The organism is Haladaptatus marinus (assembly GCF_051194195.1).
Map to the genome: position 1 here is coordinate 1,435,172 of NZ_JBLZNK010000003.1, position 23,636 is coordinate 1,458,807.

The 23,636-nt window shown below is 57.5% G+C and carries 21 protein-coding genes and 2 tRNA genes; 9 read left to right on the top strand and 14 right to left on the bottom strand.

Going from position 1 to position 23,636, the window contains the following annotated elements:
• Nucleotides 1–26 precede the first annotated feature (26 nt).
• The 3 genes from ACN2TU_RS26950 to ACN2TU_RS13680 are packed head-to-tail and all read right to left on the bottom strand — an operon-like array spanning nucleotide 27 to nucleotide 2,811.
• Entirely contained in the window at nucleotides 27–257 is a 231-nt protein-coding gene (locus tag ACN2TU_RS26950; RefSeq protein ID WP_472850203.1) for a DUF7854 family protein, read from the bottom strand.
• Nucleotide 258: 1 nt separating this feature from the next.
• The gene (locus ACN2TU_RS13675) at nucleotides 259–2,355 is read right to left on the bottom strand and encodes a minichromosome maintenance protein MCM (protein WP_435156028.1); all 2,097 of its coding nucleotides are present in this window, start codon (nucleotides 2,353–2,355) and stop codon (nucleotides 259–261) included.
• A 48-nt stretch (nucleotides 2,356–2,403) separates the two neighbouring features.
• Nucleotides 2,404–2,811: a helix-turn-helix transcriptional regulator gene (locus ACN2TU_RS13680; RefSeq protein ID WP_435156030.1), complete on the bottom strand. Its 408-nt coding sequence runs from the start codon at nucleotides 2,809–2,811 to the stop codon at nucleotides 2,404–2,406.
• 165 nt (nucleotides 2,812–2,976) lie between these two features.
• Here ACN2TU_RS13680 and ACN2TU_RS13685 point away from each other — a divergent pair, with 165 nt between their 5' ends.
• On the top strand, nucleotides 2,977–3,189 hold the full coding sequence (locus tag ACN2TU_RS13685; RefSeq protein WP_435156031.1) for a hypothetical protein: 213 nt from the start codon (nucleotides 2,977–2,979) through the stop codon (nucleotides 3,187–3,189).
• Nucleotides 3,190–3,339: 150 nt separating this feature from the next.
• Here ACN2TU_RS13685 and ACN2TU_RS13690 read toward each other — a convergent pair.
• From ACN2TU_RS13690 to ACN2TU_RS13705, 4 genes are all read right to left on the bottom strand, one after another.
• Nucleotides 3,340–3,412: transfer RNA gene (locus ACN2TU_RS13690), tRNA-Pro, on the bottom strand.
• A gap of 313 nt (nucleotides 3,413–3,725) precedes the next feature.
• Entirely contained in the window at nucleotides 3,726–4,226 is a 501-nt protein-coding gene (locus ACN2TU_RS26955; RefSeq protein ID WP_472850207.1) for a helix-turn-helix transcriptional regulator, read from the bottom strand.
• 18 nt (nucleotides 4,227–4,244) lie between these two features.
• Nucleotides 4,245–4,514, bottom strand: a complete 270-nt coding sequence (locus ACN2TU_RS13700) for a helix-turn-helix domain-containing protein (protein WP_435156035.1) — start codon at nucleotides 4,512–4,514, stop codon at nucleotides 4,245–4,247.
• Nucleotides 4,515–4,633: 119 nt separating this feature from the next.
• Complete coding sequence (locus ACN2TU_RS13705) at nucleotides 4,634–6,688, bottom strand: DEAD/DEAH box helicase (protein WP_435156036.1); 2,055 nt, start codon at nucleotides 6,686–6,688, stop codon at nucleotides 4,634–4,636.
• A 258-nt stretch (nucleotides 6,689–6,946) separates the two neighbouring features.
• Between ACN2TU_RS13705 and ACN2TU_RS13710 the strand changes: the two genes are divergently transcribed.
• Nucleotides 6,947–7,123, top strand: a complete 177-nt coding sequence (locus ACN2TU_RS13710) for a hypothetical protein (RefSeq protein ID WP_435156038.1) — start codon at nucleotides 6,947–6,949, stop codon at nucleotides 7,121–7,123.
• Here the strand turns inward: ACN2TU_RS13710 and ACN2TU_RS13715 are convergent.
• Both ACN2TU_RS13715 and ACN2TU_RS13720 read right to left on the bottom strand, forming a co-directional pair.
• Nucleotides 7,120–7,482, bottom strand: coding sequence for a cupin domain-containing protein (locus ACN2TU_RS13715; RefSeq protein WP_435156039.1), 363 nt, complete (start codon nucleotides 7,480–7,482; stop codon nucleotides 7,120–7,122). The two genes, ACN2TU_RS13710 and ACN2TU_RS13715, sit on opposite strands and share 4 nt — an antisense overlap.
• A 23-nt stretch (nucleotides 7,483–7,505) precedes the next feature.
• Nucleotides 7,506–8,738, bottom strand: coding sequence for an RNA-guided endonuclease InsQ/TnpB family protein (locus ACN2TU_RS13720; RefSeq protein WP_435156040.1), 1,233 nt, complete (start codon nucleotides 8,736–8,738; stop codon nucleotides 7,506–7,508).
• Between the two features lie 90 nt (nucleotides 8,739–8,828).
• Between ACN2TU_RS13720 and ACN2TU_RS13725 the strand changes: the two genes are divergently transcribed.
• A complete protein-coding gene (locus tag ACN2TU_RS13725; protein ID WP_435156042.1) occupies nucleotides 8,829–9,995 on the top strand; it encodes a M50 family metallopeptidase in 1,167 nt (388 codons plus the stop codon).
• A gap of 239 nt (nucleotides 9,996–10,234) precedes the next feature.
• On the opposite strand, the gene ACN2TU_RS13730 is transcribed toward ACN2TU_RS13725, so the two are convergent.
• A complete protein-coding gene (locus ACN2TU_RS13730; RefSeq protein ID WP_435156044.1) occupies nucleotides 10,235–10,573 on the bottom strand; it encodes a HalOD1 output domain-containing protein in 339 nt (112 codons plus the stop codon).
• 721 nt (nucleotides 10,574–11,294) lie between these two features.
• Here ACN2TU_RS13730 and ACN2TU_RS13735 point away from each other — a divergent pair.
• On the top strand, nucleotides 11,295–11,996 hold the full coding sequence (locus ACN2TU_RS13735; RefSeq protein ID WP_435156045.1) for a DUF7537 family lipoprotein: 702 nt from the start codon (nucleotides 11,295–11,297) through the stop codon (nucleotides 11,994–11,996).
• 1,990 nt (nucleotides 11,997–13,986) lie between these two features.
• Entirely contained in the window at nucleotides 13,987–14,160 is a 174-nt protein-coding gene (locus ACN2TU_RS13740; RefSeq protein ID WP_435156047.1) for a hypothetical protein, read from the top strand.
• Between the two features lie 299 nt (nucleotides 14,161–14,459).
• On the opposite strand, the gene ACN2TU_RS13745 is transcribed toward ACN2TU_RS13740, so the two are convergent.
• Nucleotides 14,460–14,532 (bottom strand) — tRNA-His (locus tag ACN2TU_RS13745).
• Between the two features lie 86 nt (nucleotides 14,533–14,618).
• On the bottom strand, nucleotides 14,619–15,020 hold the full coding sequence (locus ACN2TU_RS13750) for a hypothetical protein (protein WP_435156048.1): 402 nt from the start codon (nucleotides 15,018–15,020) through the stop codon (nucleotides 14,619–14,621).
• A 71-nt stretch (nucleotides 15,021–15,091) separates the two neighbouring features.
• Between ACN2TU_RS13750 and ACN2TU_RS13755 the strand changes: the two genes are divergently transcribed.
• Entirely contained in the window at nucleotides 15,092–16,153 is a 1,062-nt protein-coding gene (locus ACN2TU_RS13755; protein ID WP_435156049.1) for an ATPase domain-containing protein, read from the top strand.
• Nucleotides 16,154–16,245: 92 nt separating this feature from the next.
• Here ACN2TU_RS13755 and ACN2TU_RS13760 read toward each other — a convergent pair whose 3' ends face one another.
• The gene (locus ACN2TU_RS13760; protein ID WP_435156051.1) at nucleotides 16,246–18,507 is read right to left on the bottom strand and encodes a hypothetical protein; all 2,262 of its coding nucleotides are present in this window, start codon (nucleotides 18,505–18,507) and stop codon (nucleotides 16,246–16,248) included.
• 227 nt (nucleotides 18,508–18,734) lie between these two features.
• Here ACN2TU_RS13760 and ACN2TU_RS13765 point away from each other — a divergent pair, with 227 nt between their 5' ends.
• Nucleotides 18,735–20,414 (top strand): outer membrane protein assembly factor BamB family protein, encoded by a 1,680-nt coding sequence (locus ACN2TU_RS13765; RefSeq protein WP_435156052.1) that lies wholly within the window; start codon nucleotides 18,735–18,737, stop codon nucleotides 20,412–20,414.
• A gap of 151 nt (nucleotides 20,415–20,565) precedes the next feature.
• Complete coding sequence (locus tag ACN2TU_RS13770) at nucleotides 20,566–21,750, top strand: aspartate kinase (RefSeq protein ID WP_435156053.1); 1,185 nt, start codon at nucleotides 20,566–20,568, stop codon at nucleotides 21,748–21,750.
• A 44-nt stretch (nucleotides 21,751–21,794) separates the two neighbouring features.
• On the opposite strand, the gene ACN2TU_RS13775 is transcribed toward ACN2TU_RS13770, so the two are convergent.
• Nucleotides 21,795–22,055 carry a hypothetical protein gene (locus ACN2TU_RS13775; protein ID WP_435156055.1) on the bottom strand — a complete coding sequence of 87 codons (261 nt, stop codon included), beginning with the start codon at nucleotides 22,053–22,055 and terminating at the stop codon, nucleotides 21,795–21,797.
• 240 nt (nucleotides 22,056–22,295) lie between these two features.
• On the opposite strand from ACN2TU_RS13775, the gene hemL reads away from it, so the two are divergent.
• Nucleotides 22,296–23,636 carry a glutamate-1-semialdehyde 2,1-aminomutase gene (gene hemL, locus ACN2TU_RS13780; RefSeq protein WP_435156057.1) on the top strand — a complete coding sequence of 447 codons (1,341 nt, stop codon included), beginning with the start codon at nucleotides 22,296–22,298 and terminating at the stop codon, nucleotides 23,634–23,636.

Genomic DNA, 23,636 nt, shown 5'->3' on the forward strand with positions numbered 1-23,636 from the left:
GCCTCTCACTGCGGCGCGGACGCGGTTCAGGGGATGCGCGGCCGGCTTGCCGACCTGGGAACGAGTGCGGATGCCGTTATCGCCAACCGTGAGAACGGTGAGCATCCGCTCGAAGAGACGACGACGATTCCGGCGAGCGATGCTATGTCCGTCGAGGCTGTCCCGTCGAGTGCTCCCGCCCTCGATACGTCGTTCTCACCGGATTCAAACGCGGAGAGAGCGTCCTCGATGTTCCGGAGCGCGGAGATTCTGTCCATATCAGGTCGTTCGTAGGTGATCGGTAGAGGGTTCGTACACCTCGCCTTTCTGTTTTAGTTTCTCGATTTCGTGCTCGGCTTTCGAGGGATCCATGCCAATTTCGTCCGCTCGGTCGAGGACGACTTCGACGGGTGCACCTTCGTCGTACTCGCCCTCGATGTCCGCAATGAGCTGTTTGATGTTTTTGATGCGGTCTCGCTGGGTCTTCGACGTTCCCGTCTCGACCACGTCCGCGTCGAACTGCCCCGTTTCGGGGTCGACGCCGATGTCTTGCAGACACGACCGAACGATTTCGATGACACGGTCTGCGTCCTTTTGTTCGACCGTATCCGAAAGCCGAACCCGCGCACTCGCCTCCGCCAGTCGGACGAGCGCCTCCAGTTTTCGGGCCGTCACCGGAACCGGCGCGTCCTCGTCGGCACCCTTCGAGCGCAAATCGACGTAGAAATCCCGAATCGCCTCGCGGGCCTCTTCGGTCATCGTCGGATAGACGTTCGATTTCGCGTAGGCGATATATTTGCGCAGGAGTTCGGCGTCGATGGCCGGTGCGACTTCCTCCGTCTGACTTTCAACCTGCTCTTCGGTGATGTTCGGCGCGCTGATTTCCGTTCGCTGGGTGTTCAACTCCCCGGCGAAGTTGGTCTGGAGGATGTGTTCCGCGAGCCGTGAGTCGTGATCCGGGTCGGGTTTGTCCGTCACCGTGAAGATGAGGTCGAACCGCGAGATGAGTGCGGGTTCGAGGTCGATCTGTTCGCCGATGGGTTCGTACTGGTCGAACCGTCCGTACTTCGGGTTCGCCGCCCCGAGAAGCGAACAGCGCGATTTTAACGTTGCATTAATCCCGGCTTTGCTCACGCTGATTTTTTGCTGTTCGAGCCCTTCGTGCATCGCGGAGCGGTCGTCGGGATTCATCTTGTCCAACTCGTCCACCGCCGCGATACCCTTGTCCGCGAGCACCAGCGCACCTGCTTCGAGCGTCCACTGCTGGCCGTCGCCGAAGTCGTCCCGGACTGCAGCGGCGGTCAAACCTGCGGAGGACGAACCCTTTCCGGAGGTGTAGACAGACCGTGGTGCAATGTGCTGGATGTACGATATCATCTGCGACTTACCCGTACCCGGGTCACCGATGAGGAGCATGTGCAGGTCGCCGCGAATCCGCGACCCGTCCGGGAGGTGTTTGGTCACGCCGGAGAAGAGTTGGAGAATCATCGCCAGTTTCTCTTCGTCGTAACCGTAGATGGCGGGGGCGATGGAGGCAACCATCTGCTCGTAGATGTCTGGTTCGTTCGAGAGTTCGATGATTTCCTCTTTGTCCTCGTCCGTGATATCCATGTCCTCGAACTCCTCGTCCTCGATGACGACCGAGACGCCGTCCATGTACACGTCGAAGACGGCGGATTTCTCCTGCCCGCTTCCCTGCTGTTCGAGGTGGAGAACGCCCGTTACAGTTACGTGGTCGCCGGGTGAGACTTGTCCGGTGATATCGTCCTCGATGTGGATGTCGATGCTCTGTGGCGTCTCACCGCCGCGGAGGCCCTCCGGACTCTCCTGGACGCGGAGCTTTTGCGAGTCGATGAATTCGGACTGGTCGAAGTTGATGCGGAACGGTCCCTGTCGTTCACAGCCCTGACATTCGTGTGGTTCCTGAAAATCGCCACCCGACTGGGGGATGAGCGTCAGCGTTCCACAGCGTTGGCATTCGAAGGCAGCCTCCTGAATTTTGGGTCGAACGCCGGTCGCTTTGCGGACGATTCCTTGTACACTGACCATCGTGTTGACGTGCCGGGCACGAATCGCGCGGATGTCCGTGTGTTCCGGCAGATCTTGGAGGCGAACGTGTGCCTGCCCCAGACTCACGTCCACGGGAAGGTCGTACAGGCGAAGTGCTTCCTCGGCGTACTCTTGCAACTGCTGCGGTTGCGCGAGGTAGTCGTCTGCGATATCTGCGTCGTATCGATACAGGTCGTTCCAGTCGATATACAGCGACCGCTTTTCGTTGGGGTACTGTTGGGCGAGTTCCCCGACTTGGTCGCTGTAATACCGCCGGTAGAACTGCTCGAATCGGTCTACCAGTTCCGTGTTTTCCGCGCGAGCCATTCATCAACTCTTGGTCGCCGATTACGTAAGAAGTTTCGCAATATTTCGTCAGACTGTCACTGCTGAAAGGGGTTCGCCCCGACGAGCGAAATCGGGCACCGAATTCGGAAGGTACACCACGTTTTCTACACCGAGGCGAACGCGAACGATTTGGCCCTGTTGCTCCATTCTCGTGAGTAGTCTACTCACGGTCGAGCGCGACCACCCGGTTTTCGTGATGATTTCCTGTTGGCGCAGTTCGCCGCGACGGTCTTCGAGCAACTGCACGATATGCTCCTCGGGCATCAATCCAGTTTCGACCGCGAAGTCGGTCATCGACACCTGTTTCGATACCAGTTCACGTTTCGTTTCCTTATATTCCGTCTCTCGGTTGTTCGCTTTCACTTCGATTTCGTCGGTTGACCGCGCGCGGCGCAACCACCTGCCGATACTCTCATGGCTCAATCCTCGTCTCATGCCACTAATTATAATAATCTATTATGTAGGCACCGGATATATATCATTCGGAAATATTATCGGATGAATTACTTTTCCGTGTCCGTTTCGACAACGATACCGACGGATAACTTCCCTGCATTTGCAACCACACCACCTTCTGAAGCGTGTGCCAATGCATCGTCCATGCTCGGACCACTGACGGTCGGCAAGAAAGCGGCAAAGTTCGGCTACCGCCGATTCGGCAAACTCGGCGCAGTCGCGTTCGGCGCTTTTGCGGTCGGCGGTTACTTCATTGTCAGACGAAAGGTCAAATCGATGATGGCTGGCGATTCGACTGCGACAGACGAAGACACGGACGCCGAGGAAACTGAAGCACGATCGAAACAGAATCAATAGGCCGAATAAACGCTCCCTTCCTAATTTTTCGGACGAAGTATCGACCCGGATTAGCTGGCCAGCGTTGCCCACGAAGGAAAAACTCGTTCACTTCTTTCGGTGCTCAGGACAGCAGGACGGCTCACGGTACTGTTCACCGAAAAATCTGAATGGGATCGCCCGGATTTGAACCGGGGTTATCGGCACCCAAGGCCGAAAGGATACCAAGCTACCCCACGATCCCGTACTCACGAGTAGAGCACTTGCATTGTAAAGCGTTTCGTTTGACGTCCGATGGCGGAAACCGTTACCGGTCTCGCCGGTCGGCATTCTGTGCTCCGTTCATCCACGATGTTTCACGGTGCAAAACGTCTTTCGGAGGATGCACGGTCGTTCACCGCATAAGTATAACTGCCCCCCGAGACAACTATTTCCCGTCGAAGAAACGTCCCTACATTTAGTAATCGGAACTTCTGGCGCCATCCAGTCTCCGTTTCGTTCCTCGACACCGCTCATCTATCCGCGAACGGCCGCTTCGACGTTCGCTAGACAAACAGTCACTTTCCATCCAGTATCGCTTCGATCGCGCTTGCCCTCCTGCGATGTTCGTCGTACCGTTCCGTCGCCCACTTCACGAATTCGTCGTCACGGCTTTCGAGACAGGCTTGCAACTGTCCACTTTCGCTGTACGCTCCGACGAGCGCCCGGTCGTCGAATACCGCGAGACCGAACGATAGGTCGTCGGGTGACACAAACAGGGAGAAGTCATCGTCGTTGAGCGCGTCGGCGAAGGCGGATTTGTATATCGACCGGGAGATGTCGAGAACGGTTTCGTCGATAATGAGCTCGATCCGTGTCCCTGCATCGATGAACGACATGCTCGCTTCGTTGAACTCCGGACTGACGATCGGCGAGATACCGTAGAAGTGTTCGCTCGAAAGCTCTTCAAGCGTCTTCCTGAAGCGTCGAACCGGTGCATGCGGATTACCGGGCGTCGCGGTTACTACGGTTCCCGTCTCGAATCCGGAGAGCGGAATGTCGAGGCCGGGATCGCCGATATGGTCGAAAAAGTCGGATTAGGTGTCGACGCAGGATGTCGTTTCGAGGAGTGAGTGGAACTGCCGAAGGATTCGCTTCCCGACCACGGTAAGTTCGTATCTTCCGTCGATCGGTCGAATCCAGCCGTAGTTCTGTAGCGTCTCCACGTTTCGATGGACGGTTGCCCGCGAACAGGCACACACTTCCGTAAGCGTATTCGAAGTATGTCGTTGGCCATCCAGTTCGCGGAGGAGACAAAGGCGAGTCGGCGAACTGGCGAGGAAGTCAACCTTTTCTCTGGAGGGCATTAGTGGGCAGTGAGACCGACATCAATAAACGATATTCGATGCCACAATCTGCTGTATTCGTTATTTGTTCTATTATCGATGTTACGAGTGCCAGTACAAACCGTGGACTGAGTCGGAGGTCACTCGTCATCACCGAACAGTTCGAGATCGGCGACGATGTCGAACGGGTGTTTGTCCTTCCTGATACTGTCCACGATTCGGAAGGCCTCGTCAGGTGCGAGGAAGTGACTCGTGATGACGCGACCGAGGTGGGTGGGCGAAAAACCGTCGATGAACTCGTATTCGAGGAGTTTTCCGATAGCGTGTTTCGTCGGCACGTCGCCAATCATACGGTCGTTCAGGCGCTTTGCGGCCTTGCCGCCAACCGTAACGTTCGCCAGCGTCTCCTCGATTGCGGCGCTCTCGTCGTAGAGCGTTCGCACGTCTTCCATCTCCCCTTTCAGGAGTTTGAACGCCACTTCGTCCTCCGACATCTCCATGCTGTTGTGATAGCTTCCATCGGGTTCGACAAGGACATACACCTTCCCGCGGTCGTGGTAGTCCGGACGCCCGGCACGACCGAGCATCTGGTGGAACTCCTGGACAGTGAGCCATTCGATACCCATCGCCAGCGTATCGAAGATGACTTGGGAGGCCGGGAAATCGACCCCGGCGGCGAGTGCGGCGGTCGTCACGACGGCCGACAACTCCTGTTCGGCGAACATGCGTTCGACCTTCTTTCGCCGCCCGTAATCCAGTCCGGCGTGATACGGTGCGGCGTTGTACTCCAACTTTCTCGAAATTTCGTGACAGCGTCGCCGCGAATTGGTGAAGATGATGGTCTGCCCGCGATAGCCTTTCGAGGATTCGCGGTCGAACTCGCGCTTGACGAGTTTGTTCTCTATATCCGGTTTCTCGCGCCCGCTGGCGAAGGTGACGTGACGTTCCAGCGCGACCGGACGCTCCTCGAACTCCACGAGATTCGCTTCGAGTGCTCCCGCGAGGTCGCGCGGATTGCCGACGGTCGCGGAGAGATACACCCATTGTGCGCCGCAGTACTCCTCTTTCCGTTTCGCGCGTTCCTTGCAGTAGTATTTCAACCGCGAGATGAGACCGTCGAGTCGATGTCCGCGCTCCTGTTCTTGCAGGGTGTGCACCTCGTCGATGACGACCGTTCCGATGTCGCCCAAATCGCGCCCGGTTCGGAGCGCGTGGTCGATTCCTTCGTAGGTACCGACGATGATGTCCGCGTTCGGGTCGAAACGGTTGCCGTCATCGCGCACGCGACTCGCACCGACCCGGATGGTCACGTTTGCGAGGTCGCCGTACTCTTCCTTGAAATCCTCGTGCTTCTGGTTCGCCAGCGCGACGAGGGGAACCAGAAAGAGCATCTTTCCTTGTCCGTTCAACACGCGGTCGAGTCCCGTCATCTCCCCGACGAGGGTCTTTCCGGTCGCCGTCGCGCTGACGACGAGTTGGTCGTCGCCGTCGAGGAGTCCGTTTTGCACCGCAAGGCTCTGGACGGGGAGGAGGGTATCGAACCGCGATTCGAGCAGGTCTTGGATGCCCGGATGGAGGTTTAACGAATCGACTTGCTGTAACTCCACGTCATCGACGTTCGCGCTGATTTCGTCGAACTTCGTCAAGTCGGGGTCGAGTTGCCCTTTCAGGAGGTTCGTGATTCGCTCCAAATCCTGTACCTCCAACAGTAAGTCCTCCAAACGGTCGTGGGCGGCCCCCGTCAGGTCTCCCCTGAAGGCGAGTTCGCGTTCCAGTTCTTCGGTCGCACAGTCGGGACAGATATACTCGTTCCCCGCGTCGATTGCTGTCTCGCTGCTGATGGGCGAGTACTCTCCCTTGTTCGCACAGAGTCGGCAGGTTCGAACCGCCGTCGCATCGAGTTGGTAGCCCGAAAGCATCTCTTTCAATTCGGCGCGCCCATCGCGGGAGGTCTGCTGTGAGATGCGAATGCGGTCTGCGCCACGCGCGAGTTCGATGAAGTCGTCGGGGTTGCGCGGTTTCTCGCTCGATCCGTCCTTCACTAGAAACCGTCCCGGACGTGGCCCGGCACTCGTCTCTTTGAGTTCGAGAATTCCCCGGAACAGTCGCTCACCGCCCTGTTGGGGGATGATCTGATAGCCGCGGTCGGTCTCGTGGCAGAAGAGCGTTTCCACCTGCTGGGCCTGCTTCGACACGGCAATTGCTAAACGGTGAAGCTATTTGAGCGATTCGGACTGAATGAATTCCTCGGCCGCTCGGGATACCGTTCTCGGCATATGGTAGGCGGTATCAATCGACTCGGAAATCAGTCATTGAAAATCGTCAACAGACCAATAACGCACTCGAGAGAGCGTTATTCCGCGGATACCGTTTTGCAACCGGCTCATAACAAAGCCGGTTCGTTCGCTAACACCGGACAGCGCACGGTAGCGTCTCCAAGGTGGCAAAACGTAATGGAAAGCACGCAAGAAGAAGAACTCCCACGGCGGTTCGATGAGAAGGTCATTCTGGAAATCGAGGACGGCTCGGATCACGAACGACCGTTGATCCGGATGCGCGACACACGAGCGGCGGATGCTTGGTTGTCCGCATCTATCGACACCGTAATTTCGCTTTCGGAGCGCCGCTAGACGAGGCTAATTTCGTCGTCCCCGTTCGGCACTGCACAGAGGAACGAACCCGATTCGTTGTTCTCGTTTCGATACCAGTGAACGACACCGGCAGGGATAAGCAGCGAGTCGCCAGCATTGACTTCGTATTCCTCGTCTCCGATGCCGACGGAGTACTCTCCTTCCAACACGTACTGTTCGTGTTCGACATCGTTCGTGTGCTCGGGCACTTCTGCTCCCGGTTCGAGCATAAACCGTCGAATCGCAAAATTGGGTGCGTCCTGTTCGTCGCCGATGAGGACGCCTTTCGACATACCCTCTGCGGCCCCGACTGCTTCGTATTCGATGTCGTCCGATTTTCGCACGATTGGTTCGGCCATATCCGCTATTCACGGCAGAGGGGCTAAGGTTTTTGCACTTCGGCGAGTTCCTCGTTCGGAACGAAATTTCCGTCCGGCGTCACTCGCCCCGACCCGAGTGAACAGTACTTCGCACCGACACCGCGCGACGAGAGCGGTCCGCGTCGAATACATCGGAAGCCGACGTTCTTCGCGGCGTTGTAGTGGTCGTTCGCCTCGTTGCCGCATTTCAGGCATTCGAAATGACTGCGTTCGAGGTCGCGGTTCTGCGGATGGGTGAACCCACAGGCGGTGCATCGTTGACTCGTGTACTCCGGATTCACCTGTACGACGGTGATTCCACGTTCTTCAGCCCGATAGGCGACGAAATCGAACAGTCGCTCGAACGCCCACGCGTGGAACTCGTCGGCTTCCGGAAGCATCTCCCGCACTGCTTCGAGTTCGCCGAACGCGATGGCCGAACAGCCGTGCGTTTCCGCTTCCTCGACAATCCCGCCCGCGACAGTGTGGAGGATGTCCCGCGCGAAGTTGGCGTTTCGTTCACCTGCCTGTCGGAGCGTTCGCAGTGCGCTTCGCGTACCGGTTTCGTGGAGCTCCGCGCGTCGTTCGGCGAACTCCCGGTGACGATGGGCGAGTTCCTCGCCGGAAAAGAACCGTGCTGTGCTCGTCACTGCTAAATTCTCGACGCCGAGCGTGACGCCGAGGACGGCAGCGGTTTCGTCCGGCACATTCTCGTCCGGGGCGGTATGACGCTCGGTTCGAAATCCGAGGTGCAAATCGAACTGTCCATCCCGATAACAGAGATTGCTCTTCGCGGGTTCCCAGCGGTCGTCGTCCAGATACTGCGACTGATAGCCACCCGGGGAAAAGACGAGGTCGCAGTGGATGCGCTCTTCCGTCGTCGTTAGACTGACGCTTTTGTCATCGAACACCGTCATCGTCCGCGAATCGTAGACAACTGTCGGGCTGGTGAACGTCGGTTTCTCGGTGTCTTCGGCGCTTCCATCGCTCCTATCGAGGGCACCTTTTATCGCCTCGGCGGCGCGGTGCGTGGCGAGGACGGCGTGCTGACTGCCGAGGTCAGTGCGCTCGCGGAGGACATCGTAGGCGAGTTGTTGCACCTCACTGCGCGTATGGCAGTTCCCCCACGCGGTGTTGACCGCGATTTGACACCCCCGTTTCCACTCGCGCACCATCGCCAGCAGGCGGTCGCGGTCGTCCGACTCGACCGCGAGGCGAGTTACTGCTGTCCGCTTGAAATAGTCGGGACCAGTCACACTATTTTCTCCCCGGAGCGACCCCTTGAATACTTCGGAGACGTTCCGAGCGCGACGAAGTTTAAGGCGTTTCCGCCGCTAGATACTCCCATGCGTAGCTTCAGAATCGGAAGCGCGTTCGGCATCCCGATCAAACTCGACCTCACGTTCCTGCTCATCCTGCCCGTGTTCGCGTGGCTCATCGGAACGCAGGTCGGCCTTTGGGTGGAGACGCTGAACCAACTGTGGGGGCTGGGGCTGACAGCCGAACCGCTCTCGTCCGGGATGATGCCGTGGGTGCTCGGGGCCGCCGCCGCGATCGGCCTGTTCGCTGGCGTCGTACTCCACGAACTCGGCCACTCGGTCGTCGCGATGCGATTCGGATTTCCCATCGATTCCATCACGCTGTGGATTTTCGGCGGTATCGCCCGCCTCACCGACCAACCGGAGAACTGGCTCGAGGAACTGCTCATCGCCGTTGCAGGGCCTGTCGTCAGTATCGTCCTCGGCGTTATCTCCTATCTCGCGCTGTTCGCCATCCCCGTCCAGTTGGAGGCTGTCCGGTTCGTCGTTGCCTACCTCGCACTGATGAACCTCGTGCTCGCAGCCTTCAACCTCCTGCCCGGCTTCCCGATGGACGGCGGTAGGGTTCTCCGTGCCTTGCTCGCACGCACCCGACCGTTCGCCGAGGCGACCCAGACCGCCGCCGAAGTCGGAAAGCTGTTTGCCATCCTCCTCGGTCTCTTCGGCCTGCTCGGCGGCAACATCATCCTCATCGGTATCGCGTTTTTCATCTACATCGGTGCGACCGGCGAAGCACAACAAACCGTCCTTTCGGCCGCGTTCAGAGGTGTTCGCGTCAGGGACGTGATGACTCCCGAAGAAGACCTGCAAACCGTCTCGTCAGACACCCCCATCGCCGATTTGCTGGAAATGATGTTCAAACAGCGTCACACCGGCTATCCCGTCGTCGATAACGGCGAACTCGTCGGGATGATAACGCTGGACGACGCGCGGAGCGTTCGACCCGTCGAACGCGACGCCTACAGGGTGCAGGAAGTGATGTCCACCGACGTGAAGACGATTCCCGCCGACAGCGACGCGCTCGAAGCCCTCGAAACCATCCAGCAGAACGGTATCGGTCGTCTCCCGGTCATCGATGTGGATGGAAACGTAACCGGCATCATCTCACGAACCGACCTGATGACGGCGTTCGACATCATCAAGAGCAGCGGACGCTCGGAGGAGGAAATGACGCCGAGCGAACAGCCGTTCTAAACGTGTTGGCCCCAAGATAATGCCGCATTCGGGTAAGAGCAGCTACTCATCCTGAACGATGCGTCCTAAGAGATGCGCTGTACTCCGTCATCCGGTGGTAGTTCGATGACGCTCCGCCGACGATTCGTGGCCACAATACAGCATACACTATTTTTCGATGTTCACTCTCTCTTTCCCGCCCTGAAAGAAGCCTCTTCTCCGGGATTCGAGTCATCCGGTGGCGTCCTGCGGACGTATCCTCACGGGAGTTGATATTCCGGTTCGTAAATGAGAATCGTATGCGGACTGCGGACGATGACCAGATACTCCTCGATGGTAAACCTGACTTCCACGTGACTTCGTTTGCCGGTGCTTGCGTCGACGATTTCATCGAGCGCGTCCGGATCCAGATATTCGTAAAGCGCGAGCGTCGTCTGGCCGGACGATTCGGTGACCGCAGTCACTGCATCGGCGACACAAAGACTCACTGGACGCGATGGATCCATCGTAAATGGAGCAACCAGCGTGTACCGGTTGACTCCATCGTGGCCAGGTCGCTCCGTTTCCGCAGCGAACCAGTTGGCTGTTTGGATGGACATAGTTCTCACTCGGTTTCCATCGACTTGTGTAATGGCTCATTATGGCCTGATTTTAGTTCAAACTCGATCGAATTTGCCTTCGGTTCGGCGTGCGAGGTGATGAGAGACGTAGCATCGATGATCCATATTCATCACGGAAAGGAAGTCAGAGGCAAGTGTGACGAGGAGGGGTCAGAGGCGATGCACTAATCCCGGCTTTCGCTCGGAGTGCAGAACTCCCGTCACGAATAATCCGTTCGCTGAAAGCGGTAAATGCTTTGTGGGGGAATACCACACGACTTCCTGTCGAGTGGTCTGGCCACGACCATCGCTTCCCAGTGGTCGATACGGTTACGCCGGGGTCACCGACCAGCACGAATCGGTAGCGTTGCAGTACACGTGGCTCTAACGACGAGTTGTGGGCGGAAACGTGGTGCAATGTCTTCGTCTTGCTCGGCCGATCAGCCGTCTCACTCGGAGTCGGCTTCCTGACGTTCTGGCGTTCAGAATTGGGGTAGTTGTCGGGTAAGTACCGAAGTATAAACCGACACAGCTTGCTGTACATTCTGTGCCGCTTTTTCTCTCCGCGTGTACCGAGAATAGCGAAATACATAATAAAATCATCAGTATCGGCCGATGATACTGGTCATTTCCGAATGCTTTTGTCTAGTTATTACGAGAACCATAATCAGCACGTTACGGCATTCATAATAATCCTACCACGGTGTTACGACGGAAATGCATGGAACGCCAACGATTCATGACGGTTGCGGTTGTTTTTGTCGTCCTGCTCGCAGGCTGTAGTGGCTTCGGGCCATCCGAAGGTTCCACGTCGACTGCGGACACGACGACACAGACGGCCGCAGATGCGACTGAACAGACAACGACGACCACTACGGCGCAGGCCACGACGACCACCGAAACGGATTCGGACTCCTCGACTACCGATTCCTCGACGACGACGGCCTCGTCCGGGTCGTGGTCGAAGCCCACCTCTCCGAACACGCCGCTCCAGAACAAAATGGAAGAGGAAGACCGGGAGCAAGGTCGAATCAAGAGCGTCGAGTTCGTGGACAAAACCGAGGCCAGTGGCGGCGGCTATTCCGATTTCAACCTGCAGGTCACCGCCGACACTCGGATGGGGAACATCGACCCGGCGGACCACGGCTCCGTGACGGGCGAACCCTTCTTCCTTGTCTACGTTGACGGGTCGCTCGACAACGGGTCGCGCTTTACTCGCACCGACGGTACGCTCATCGAGCGAAAGCAGGTTTCTCAGAAGGAGAACGGCGAGTACACCATCGAGGTTCGTCCCGACAGCCTGAAACAGTCCGAAACGCAGGATGGCGAGGTCACGATAATGATTCTGCTGATGGACGAAGACAAGGATTGGGACGACATCTACGGCGTCAAAAAGGTCACCATCGACTACTCCGAGAAGTAGTTTCGCGGCGACGCCGAATCAAGACGGAGCGACATGTCTCGGCCGATATTGTGCGGATTTTTTCGTTCGGGGGTCGCAAAACATCCGGGGAGAGCGAGCACACATTACCCAATGCTCGTCATTTTGTTCACCGAAGAAAGGTCCAGGTGCGAGAATCGAACCAGAGCCCCTGTGTACCTACGCTCGTTTGCTGTGTGCGGGAATCTTCTATAACAGCTACGACACATGGTACTGTATGCGATCGATACGTTGCTTGCCATCTGAAGTGCGATTCTTGATCGCACACCCATTTTCAAACGGACGTACTCCGGCAATTCATACGGTAACGGACTAGAAAGGGAGGCGTACAACACAGCCACACTCCGTGAATCATCCATACAATATAGGGGTGTAGACTACCGTTTTCGAAATCAAAATTCGACCGCATTCACGGGGGGTTGCACACCATTACACCATGGGCGCTTGCTGTCGAAATACGGTTCTCGAGCCGTTCTCTGTTGAATTTCTCGTTGAAGTAACTGTCGTAGCTGCGAGTGCATTTGTCTGGGTGATGACCGAAAAAGAGGATTCGCCGCTACATCTCCGGATTTGATGGCCAAATCGGGCGTTTCAGGATTTCACGACCGACCTGTCTCCTCGTATTCAAAATCAAGAATTCGACGTGTACAGCCACTCTCTGTGGGGATTAACCGGAATGCTCGAATCTGGTTGATGGATGTCCAATAAAAACTGAGACGATGTTGAGCAGCCTTAATACTGTTACAAATCTCCTGTGTCTGCCGATTCGCCCATTTCACCCTTGGTATTTTCATGCAGATTTATTAACTAAGAACCTGGCGATAGGAGGCTTTTCACTGCCAGTTTCGAATCGCGATTCGTCCTGCACTGCTGTGTACTCCTCTCTTTGAACCATATCATTCTACGTTCTCCCTTGACAGTCCATCTCCCGGACGATTTTCGGGGGTGTACGCCAAATGTATGCGGCCGAGCGTCGCTCTCGGCCGTTCTCAGCGCCGCACAGGCTATTCAGTGGGGTGTACCTGATCCATGCTGAGTCAGAACATTCGTTCCTGAATTACCCAGCCGTGACTGAATGCCGTTCAAGTGCCACCCCTCTCGAACTCCGTCTTCTCGACATTGGTAGTAGGAACATAACATTTGTGTGTCTCATTTTCATCGGAATTCAGTTTAGTAATTTATTTAAACAAATTTCAAAATGCTTATCGAGACAACCACCATTTATGTGATCCTCTATTGCTAAAAACGACTCTCGTTATCTACAAATTGGTTATGAGCGGGGACAGGCATCGTCCTCCTAACAAGATGTAATCTACTTTCACCGTGTTCGTTCCCCACTTTCTGTGGCAGTAAGTTCGATTTTCTTGTTTCAATTGCGTTTGTTCCGCGCGCCTGCAGGCGCGCATCGCCGGGCCTGCGAGATACCATGACTTGGAAGGGGGGATACCACCGAATAGCGGTTGCGCTGACAAACGAATCGAACGGCAGTTTCCACCTCTCTCAGGGAGAGCACGCCGAATGAGCGAGTTTCCCTGTCCGACGTGTGACCGGATGTTCGACTCACAGCGTGGACGAAGTGTTCATCACAGCAGTGTACACGACGAGCGACTGCCGAATCGAACGTGTGTTGCTTGCGGAACAGAATTTCACTCCGGATATAAGAAGCGGTACTGTTCTGAGTCGTGCCGTGAAGAAAGCACGTCTAATTGGGGGTCAAAAAATCCCAATTACAAGGACGGTAAGACGGTTGGAACCTGCAATCTCTGTGGAACTGAGTTCGAATTTTATCCTTCAACGAAGGAAGGTCGCTACTGTTCGGATTGCGTCCATAACGAAAACTGGCAAACACCACCCAAGGCAACTGGTGTGGATAACCCACGATGGAACGGTGGCAGACGCAGAGTGAACTATGTAATGTGTAACACCACCGTCGAACGATATTCAAGTAACATCAGTAAGGTGGTCGTCTGTAGTGAAGGATGTCGTCGAGAATGGCTCTCAGAGAAGTTTAGCGGATCCGGTCATCCGAACTGGCGCGGTGGTGGAAACGATGCGTATGGAAAGGGCTGGAACGAAATACGGCAGAAAGCTCTTGAACGCGATGACCGCCGATGTCGAGTCTGTGGAGTCACCCGAAATGAACTAGGGCAGAATCCTGACGTCCATCACATCGTCCCCGTTCGCTGGTTCATTGAATCGGATGGTCACACCCGAACGGACGCACACTTCCTTGACAACGTGATCTGTCTCTGTATCAGGTGTCATCGGAAGGCCGACTTTGAGAAGATTACCCAAGATGAACTCCGGGCGCTAATCACGTCGTAACCGGTATTCAGGGACCCTCAAAGAATTACGAATTTTTGCCAACCATGGCAACCCTTAATCGTAAAATCGTACGATAAAAACACTCTCTTACGCCTTTGGAAGTGGAAAAAATTTGACAAGGTCCAGGTGCGAGAATCGAACCCGCGTCCCAGCCTCCACAAGGCTGGAGGATAGTCCACTACCCCAACCCGGACACGCATCTCTTCGTAGTCGGGTGAGATTAAAATACGTTTCGAAAGTGGGCGTTCGACATGTGGTGGTTTCTACCGTGTGAGTTACTCACTCCGATTCTGTCTTTGGGTTCTCCAGTCGAAACCGACGGGTTCGTTGGCCGTCGAACCACGGTCCGGATTCCGTTTCCTTGAATCCCGCACTTTCGGCGACTTCGATGGTCTCCGGTTTCGGTTCCGGAAGCAGTATCTCGACCGGCATCGATTCGCGCTCCGCGAACCGAATCGGTTCGGCGAGGAGATGTTCACAGGCGGATTTTTCCCCGAAGAGGTGCGTGACGTGAACTGACTTTTCGTCGGCTTCGAACCCGACGAACCCTTCGATTTTCTCGTCGGATTCGGCGACGCAGACTGCCCGGTCGTGAACGACGTCGGCCATCACTTCGGTCGGAAGGTCGGCGAGCGCCGCGAGGCGTCCGCCGTCTGCTTCCACCGCATCTCGGACACGCATGGTTGGAGTTCTCCCTCCCGGACATTAAAACCGGGAGTAGCTTCATTTCGTTCGGGTGCCAACGATTGGGTATGAGTGACACACCCGGCGGCCACGACCAGAATCGATGTGATTTTTGTCGTCTTCCGTGCCCCGGGGAGCCGGTGATACTGGAGTACGAGGCGGATACGTACGAGTTCTGCTCGGAAACGTGCCGAAACGAGATGAAAGAGAACGACCGGGTTTTCACCGAGTACCACGGATTTCGGCAACTGGTAACGGGTGTATCGGCGTTGGACGATCATCTGCCGCAGGGCCTCCCCCGGAACTCCTTCGTCCTGATTTCCGGCGAAGGCGGCACTCGAGACAACGCGATTCAGTCCGAACTCATCTGGCGAACGCTCGAACGTGACGAACCCGCCGTTATCCTGAGCTTTACCGAACCTCCCGTTTCCATCGTCGAACAGTTCCTCTCGTTGGAGTGGAACGTCCTACCGTACCTCGAATCCGGTCAATTTCACATCGTCGACTGCTTCACCTACCGAGTCAGTGACCGCAACCGAATGTTCGCCCGGATGGACGACTGGAACCAGTTTTTGCATCGAGTTACCAATTCCGTCACGACCACCGTCCGCGACCCGACCGATACGAGCGAACTGCAGCACAAACTCGACAACTGTCTCGAATCGCTCTCGATGAGCGATACCGGCATCGTGGTTTTCGACTCGTTGACGGAGTTCGGAACGCTCGTGCAACCCGTCCAGGCCTACGATTTCGTGAAAGACGTGCGAGCAGACGTGTGTAAAGGTCGTTTTGTCCCGGTGTTCGCGGGTGCCACCTTCGCCGGTGAGGAGGATATCTTCCCGCACGACATGGGCTACGTCATGGATGGTCTCATCGACCTGCAGTTGAACGGGTCGGTTATCGAGGACGTCCTCGTCAAACGGATTCGCATCCGGAAGATGAACAGCGTCCTTACGATTCCCGAGTGGGTTGCGTACGAGTACACCGGCGAAAAGGGACTCGTCACATTCGACCCGATCGAAGAACTCGAAAAGTCGGAGGCAGTGCTCGATGAACCGTCCGAATCCCCCCCGGAGGAACAGTGTCCCGCCGTCCCGGACGACGCCTCCGAAGTCGAACCGACGGAATAACCCCCGGTCGTCGCAGCATCGTTCTCGACCGCCGGACGGTGATTCTCTCCCGACGGTGCGCCCTATTCCCCGCGCTGCCAACTGGGCGGGTCTCAAACCGAGTTCTCGAAGACGGCGTAGCCGACCGATTCCGAACCGTGATTCGTTTCTGTATCGGGGCCGTTGAACGTCTGCATACCGGCGACGAACTGTGGCGTTTCGTACTCCTGTTCGAAGGAGATACGCGACCACTCGTCTGTGACGCTTTCGTCGGTTCGCTGCACCTCGAACGCGGTGCCGTTGAGTTCACCCGCCGTTTGCTGAAGCGCAATGTAGCCGACCGTCTCACTCGTGTGACTTCCCTCCGCTTCCTCCTCTTGGAGGCGCACCTCGAACGAATTCCCCGAGGTGTTTCGTAGTCGTGTGACGACCGGGTCGGAACCGTTGAACGTCTGTGCCTGCGCGAGGACGACTGGTGTCTCCGTTCCGAAGAAATCGTCCAATGAGACTGTCACGAAGTCGTCCTGGACGGACGCGGTTCCGGCTTTCACCCGATATGAACTGCCATCGACCAGCTGTAACTCGCGTTCGGTGGGTTCCGTGGCGAGCGTGTGGAACGTTTCGCTGACGTGTGCGCCGTCGAGGTACGCCCACTCTTCGAGTTTGTATTCGAAGTCACCGTCGCCGACGTTTCGGAGGCGAACGTGGGTCGGTTGGCTGCCGTCGAACGAGAGCGGGTTCGCGATAGCGACGCCGTTCGGTTGGACGACCGATTCGGCCTGCTGCCATTGGTCTTTGCTCGTCTGATTGTTGGAGAGGGTGTTCGTCAGGAGCGCGCCCTCTGCCTCCGGGTCGTACAGTTCGCCATCAACCGTCCAGGTCGCAGGTCCGTCCGCCTTGACCGAGACGATGCCGCCAGTCACGTAGAAGGCGTACGTCTGTCCTGCTGGAATCGTGCCAGTGGCGACCTCTGCATTTGGCGGTCGCCTCGGCTCTCCATCCGGCCCCCATTCAGTCGGTATCGTCGCCCCGTCGTTGCCCGCCGGGAGGACGTACTCTCCGGCGGTAATCTGGAACGTCGTCGGCGAGCTATTTCCGTTGTTATCGATGCGGACGAGTTGCGACGGTTCCATCGGCACCTCGCCAAGTGGTGGCGGACTCGGCAATGGCGGCGTCGTATCCGGTTGAGTGGGATTGCCGTTCGTCGTCATTCGATTCCCGATATACGTAGAGTTGGTTTGCGGGCCGCTTCCGCCGATGACGCCGGAAACCGTCCCCCACGTGTCCAGCTCCTGTCCGATGTAGACGCCGTACTCCGAGTTGTGGTCGTTGGTGACGTGGACGTCCTCGAGTTGGAGGTACGCGAGGTTCGAAGGTGTGCCGTCGCTCATCTGCCCCTCGTAGGTGTAGATGGCGTCGTGATTTTTCCTCGAATTATAGCTGATGCGGACGTTCTGAACGTCGATGCGCTGGCACGGCGTCGGGGCTGTGATTGCGCCGCCACAACTGCTGTCCAGATAACGGTGATAGAAGTCGCTATCGGCGATGAGGAGCGTGCCGTCGTAGCTGTTGATGCCCGCGTCCGGATCCGCAAGATCGGTGGCTTCCGCGTTCACGCCGCGTTGGAGCGACCCGCCCGACCACGCCTGCCGGGGATGGCGGTCGTTTTTGATCGAGACGCAGTTACGAACATCGGTGTTGCCGCCGAGTCGCAGCCCGTTTTGGGAGTTGCGAACGAAGCAGTTCAGAATTTTGAGCCGCCCTTCGGGTTTTTTGGCGTAAATCGTGTTTTCGCCCCAGCTTTCGAACCAACAGCGATTGAACGTGAGCGCACCCTTCGCGGATTCGACCAGTATCGCGCGCCGATTGCTCGCTTCATCTGGTTCGCACGACCCTTCGTGGAAGTAACAGTCCTGTAAGAGCCCGCGCGTACCCGCCGCTGCCGACAACCGGAAGTAGGTTCGGGCGTCGCCCGAGGTGTTCGACCCGACGTTCGTGTCAGTGGCTGCTCTCACCCGCCCGCGGGTGATGAGTCGCCTGAGCTCCCAATTGCCAGCGCTGGAGTTCATCTGCACGAACGGCGGCACCGTTGTGTTCCGCATGTCGAGTTCGAAGCCGTCCAGCACGAACCCGTTCGAGGACACGTCGATCCACCGGATGTTATCTCCCGCCCGCCCCGGAACGAGTCGTGCACCGTCCGGTGCGATGAGTTCGAGGTCGTTCGTACCCGATTGCACAACGAGCTCGTTGAGTTCGTACGTCCCTGGAGGGAACACGATGGTCGTATCGCTTCCGACGAGGTCATCGAGAACGGGGTCGATGGCGTTCGCTCCGGTGTCGTCCGCCCCTTCGTCGCCGATGTTGTAGGTCGGCATTCACAGACCCTCTCTCGACGGATCTCTTTCAGTTATCATTCGGAAATGTGACATGGTGCTCTGTGTCACTGTGTGAAAAACGCGCGTTGAACGCTCTATCATTTCTTTACAAGACATAATTAATTCAATTTTATTTTAAGCCATTGTTATATATGTCCTGAGGGTGAAATTCTCTCTTCAGGGAGCCCATAACAATACCAGTCTACATTGATTTTAATACGTAGCATATGAGTGAAAAATCACACACCTGGAATTATCGAAATCGGAGAACATTCCTGAAATCAGTCGGTGCCACGATGGGTGCAGTGGGCTACGGAAGCACTACCTCCGGTGCCCGAAACGAAGATTCCGATGACGACGATGAACGAGAAGACTGGTGGCCGGGTCCGCGGTCGGGGCCAGCGAGAACAGGTTCGACGGATGAGAGCGGTCCGATGCCGTACGCTGCGCTCGATTGGCAGATGGATTTGGACGGGAGCATGTATAACGTCGAACCCATCGTCGCGGACGAAACGGTCTATCTCGCCGTGACGACGGACAACAGCGCTGCCGAAAACGACGGCTACATCGGTGCGTACGACCTCGAAACTGGTGACGAACTGTGGCAGCGTGCCGACCTCCCAGCACCGAAGACGCCGGGGCTCAGTGACGAAATGATCTATTTCGCCAGCCAAGTTCTCGAATCCTCCGACTCCGACGAGGGCGGGTTCTACGCACTCGACATGGAAACCGGTCAGACGATGTGGACTCGCAAGGATCACGACGTGTGGTCACCTCCGGTTATCTCGAACGGCATCGTGTATTCGTCGAACCGCGACGGGACGTTTGCGTTCGACCGTGAGAACGGTGACACCGTCTGGAAAGCTGACGGCATCGATGGGCTGGCAGACGATGTCGGTGACGCATTGACGTACGCCGATGAAACCGTCTTCACCAGCAACGGACGGGCGCTCGATGCCGACAACGGGTCGACGATGTGGCGTGTTCCACCCGAAAACGGAACGCTCGGTAACCCTACGGTTCACGACGAGATGGTGTACTACACTCGAACCGAGTATATCGTCGGGGACGATGATCGCATCTCCGTCGAAGCGCGCTCGGCGGACACTGGAGCGGTCGAATGGAGCTACGATTCCGGGAACAACCGATGGGACGGGCGACTCTCCGTCACCGACGGCCGCGTGATCCTCCTCGATTCGACCCCCGAGGAAACGTCCGTGATGGCACTCGATGCCGACACGGGCACTGAGGATTGGACGGCGGAGGTCGAAGGAACGTTCTTCAGCAGTCCGAGCGTCGGCGACGGAACGGTGTACATCGGTGGCCAGTACGCACCGGATTCGACTTCATCAGCAGGCCAGGCGCTCGTTCACGCCATCGATGGTGCGACCGGTGACAAGAAGTGGTCGTACTTGCTCGACGGTAGCGACCTCGAAACGTCACCAGAAGATCCGCCCGCCGCTGGAACGCCCGTCGTAGCGGACGGGAAACTGGTTGCTACAACGTATCCGGCCGGTTCGACGCTCGACTATGGGTACGTCTACTACTCCAATCTCTTCGTCCTCGAGTCGTGTGATGAACGACCGGACGCGGACAACCGACTGCCGACTGACGACGAATCGGACGACCAGTGTGCCCACCCGAAACCGGAAGCGTGCATCGAAGCGACACCGAACCCGGATTCGGACGACATCGACGCCGGAGATACTATCCGGTTCGATGCGTCCTGTTCGACTGGATGCGAACTCCAGTTCGAATGGAATACCGACGGTGACGGCCAGTTCGAGGAGACCGGGAGTTCGGTCTGTGTGACCGTGCCGACCTGTGGATCGCTGACCGTCGAACTCGAAGTCACGGACGCGAACGACGACACCGATACAGCAAGTGTCTCCGTGTCGGCGAACTAAACCGCCGGTCGGTGTGCGGTTGTCTCTGCACTATTTTCTCACGCGAGATATTTGCAAACGAGTAACTGGCAGAAATTCCGGACATGAAAGCAGTTATCTGACCACCGTTGCTACTCTCGCGCATGAATTACCGACCACGGATGGTGGTTCGGTGCGCGTAGTCGCCAAGTTCGGAGGCACCAGCCTCGGAAGCGGTGACCGCATCAACCGGGCCGCAGACTCCGTCGCCGCCGCCGTCGAGGCGGGACACGAAATCGCCGTCGTAGCCAGCGCGATGGGGAACACCACGGACGAACTGCTGGACGAAATCAAGTTCGACGCGGACGACCCCGACCGAGCGGAAATCGTCAGCATGGGCGAGCGCACCAGCGTCCGAATGCTCAAAGCCGCCCTCGCCGCGCGCGGGGTGGATGCCTTGTTCGTCGAACCTGGGAGTGAGGCGTGGCCCATCGTCACCGATTCGCGCGGGGAAGTGAACGCCGAGGTGACCAAAGAACGCGCCGCCGAACTCGCGGCCGAACTGGACGATACCGTTCCGGTCGTGACGGGCTTCCTCGCCGAAGACGAGAACGGCGGCGTCACCACCCTCGGACGCGGCGGAAGCGACACGACCGCCGTGATGCTCGGCACCTACATGGACGCCGACGAGGTTGTCATCATCACCGACGTGGAAGGCGTCATGACCGGCGACCCGAGCGTCGTGGAGGGTGCGCGAAACGTCGGCGAAATCACGGTGGACGAACTACGGAACCTCTCGTTCCGCGGGGCGGAAGTCGTCGCGCCGTCGGCACTCTCGTACAAGGACGACGACCTGCACGTCCGCGTGGTTCACTATCAGCACGGCGACCTGCTCGCTGGCGGAACGAGCGTCACCGGAAAGTTCGAGAACCTTATCGACATGCGGGAATCACCGCTGTCCTGTCTGACCGTTGCAGGGCGCGCGATTCGGAATCGTCCCGGCATCCTCTCCGACCTCTCCACCGCGCTCGGCGACAGCGAAATCAATATCGACGCCGTGGCGAGCGGACTGGACAGCATCACGTTCTACGTGGATACCGACGTTTCGGAGCGTGCCGAAAACATCCTTCATCAGGAAGTCATCGGCGAGGAATCCCTCTCCAGCATCACCGTGGACGACCCCGTCGCCGTGATTCGGGTTACCGGTGGCGAACTTCCCAACCAACCGGGTATCATCCACGAACTCGTCCAACCGATCGCGGACGCCCACATCAACATCCACGACCTGATTACCAGCGCGACCAGTGTCGCGCTGTTCATCGATTGGGACGACCGCGAGAAGACGCTCGAAATCCTTCAGGATCACTTCCAGCAGTAAGACGGTTCAGTTCGCGGATTCGCTTTTCCGATTCGTCTTATCGGTTAGCTCTCGGCGAGCACTTTGTGCGCGGTTGCAACGATACCACCAATGAATGCGACGGCGCTTCCGAGAAAGAGAACGCCTGCTCCGAATGTTACGATTGGCTGGTAGGAGGTCTGAAAAACGAATTGGGCGAAAAGCGCCACAATCCACGACCCGATAACTACGCCGTAGAGCTTCAGCATCTCGTCGTCCGTCGCATATCGGAGGGCATCACGGGCGGAAACCGTCGTGATAAACTTCTGTTCAAACTGTCTATACAAATCTATTTCGTAGCGAGAACACATCCTTTGGATTCGTCATCGGTGAGAAAATCAGTGTTGATTACAACTACAAGGAGCGAGTGACGAGTGAGGGCGTCATTTGCGCCTAGCAGTTGCTGTCATTACGGCGGGAAAGCGATTTCCACGATAGAAGGGCTATTCGGAAATTCCACTATCGAAACTCTCCCTATCCACGTATTCTCGATAGTAACTTTACCCGGCAGTCCGAACCGGCCGACTATGAACCGCGAGCGCTCTCGAAACCTGTACGACCGCGCGCTATCAGTGACGCCGGGCGGCGTCAACTCCCCTGTTCGGGCAGTTCGACCGTATCCGTTCTTCGTGGAACGTGGCGACGGCGCGCACGTCATCGACGCCGACGGAAACCGGTACCTGGACTACGTTGGCGGCTACGGGCCGCTCCTCTTGGGTCACGACCTGCCACAATCAGTGCAATCCGCGCTTCAGTCCCAACTCGCCGACGGGCCGATGTACGGTGCTCCTGCGGAGGTCGAGGTCGAACTCGCGGAGTTCGTCACCCGGCACGTCCCGAGCGTCGAGATGATTCGGTTCGTCAACAGCGGAACCGAGGCGACTTCCTCCGCCGTGCGCCTCGCGCGCGGCTACACCGGACGCGACAAAATCGTCGTCATGCAGGGCGGCTACCACGGTGCGCAGGAATCGACGCTGGTGCAGGGAGCCTCGGGCCGGACCTCCGAACCGAGTTCCAGCGGGATTCCAGCGGCGTTCGCGGAAGAGACGATTACCCTTCCGTTCAACGACGCCGAGGCCGTGCGCGAACTGTTCGAGGAGCGCGGCGACGAAATCGCGTGTGTCATGACCGAGCCGATTCTCGGGAATTACGCCAGCATCCCACCCGCCGATGGCTATCTGGAAACGCTGCGCGAACTGACTGAAGAACACGGCTCGCTTCTCGTCTTCGACGAGGTAATGACCGGCTTCCGAATCGGCGGATTGCAGTGCGCACAGGGCAAGTTCGGCGTCACGCCCGACCTGACGACGTTCGCCAAAATCATCGGCGGCGGCTTCCCAGTCGGTGCAATTGGCGGGCGGGCGGACATCATCGAGCAGTTCGCGCCGACCGGGAACGTGTTTCAGGCAGGCACCTACTCCGGCCATCCGCTCTCGCTCACCGCCGGATTGGAAATGCTTCGATTCGCCGCGAAAAACGACGTGTACGACCACGTCAACGGTCTCGGGGAGAAACTTCGGTCGGGGCTGACCGACATCCTCGCCGACCACGCGCCGGAATATACCGTGGTCGGACAGGACAGCATGTTCAAGGTCATCTTCACGCGCGACGGGCCGCGCGACCTGGATGGCCAGTGTGACGCGGGCTGCATGCAGAATCCGGATTGTCCGCGATTCGACTACTGTCCGAAGGACAAAACCGACGTTGACCGCGCAGAAACCGAGCGCTGGGAACGCCTTTTCTGGCCCGCGATGCTCGAACAGGGTATCTTCCTCACGGCGAACCAGTTCGAATCCCAGTTCATCAGCTACGCCCACACCGAGGAGGACATCGAGGAAACGCTGGAGGCGTACAAAGAAGCGTTGTAA

Coding starts and splice junctions, on each gene's coding strand:
- ACN2TU_RS13675 (WP_435156028.1), bottom strand. CDS start 2,355: ATGGCTCGCGCGGAAAACACGGAACTGGTAGACCGATTCGAGCAGTTC.
- ACN2TU_RS13700 (WP_435156035.1), bottom strand. CDS start 4,514: ATGCCCTCCAGAGAAAAGGTTGACTTCCTCGCCAGTTCGCCGACTCGC.
- ACN2TU_RS13760 (WP_435156051.1), bottom strand. CDS start 18,507: ATGCCGACCTACAACATCGGCGACGAAGGGGCGGACGACACCGGAGCG.
- ACN2TU_RS13710 (WP_435156038.1), top strand. CDS start 6,947: ATGGAAAGCACGCAAGAAGAAGAACTCCCACGGCGGTTCGATGAGAAG.
- hemL (WP_435156057.1), top strand. CDS start 22,296: ATGAACCGCGAGCGCTCTCGAAACCTGTACGACCGCGCGCTATCAGTG.
- ACN2TU_RS13680 (WP_435156030.1), bottom strand. CDS start 2,811: ATGAGACGAGGATTGAGCCATGAGAGTATCGGCAGGTGGTTGCGCCGC.
- ACN2TU_RS26950 (WP_472850203.1), bottom strand. CDS start 257: ATGGACAGAATCTCCGCGCTCCGGAACATCGAGGACGCTCTCTCCGCG.
- ACN2TU_RS13735 (WP_435156045.1), top strand. CDS start 11,295: ATGGAACGCCAACGATTCATGACGGTTGCGGTTGTTTTTGTCGTCCTG.
- ACN2TU_RS13730 (WP_435156044.1), bottom strand. CDS start 10,573: ATGTCCATCCAAACAGCCAACTGGTTCGCTGCGGAAACGGAGCGACCT.
- ACN2TU_RS13725 (WP_435156042.1), top strand. CDS start 8,829: ATGCGTAGCTTCAGAATCGGAAGCGCGTTCGGCATCCCGATCAAACTC.
- ACN2TU_RS13765 (WP_435156052.1), top strand. CDS start 18,735: ATGAGTGAAAAATCACACACCTGGAATTATCGAAATCGGAGAACATTC.
- ACN2TU_RS13750 (WP_435156048.1), bottom strand. CDS start 15,020: ATGCGTGTCCGAGATGCGGTGGAAGCAGACGGCGGACGCCTCGCGGCG.
- ACN2TU_RS13685 (WP_435156031.1), top strand. CDS start 2,977: ATGCTCGGACCACTGACGGTCGGCAAGAAAGCGGCAAAGTTCGGCTAC.
- ACN2TU_RS13715 (WP_435156039.1), bottom strand. CDS start 7,482: ATGGCCGAACCAATCGTGCGAAAATCGGACGACATCGAATACGAAGCA.
- ACN2TU_RS13755 (WP_435156049.1), top strand. CDS start 15,092: ATGAGTGACACACCCGGCGGCCACGACCAGAATCGATGTGATTTTTGT.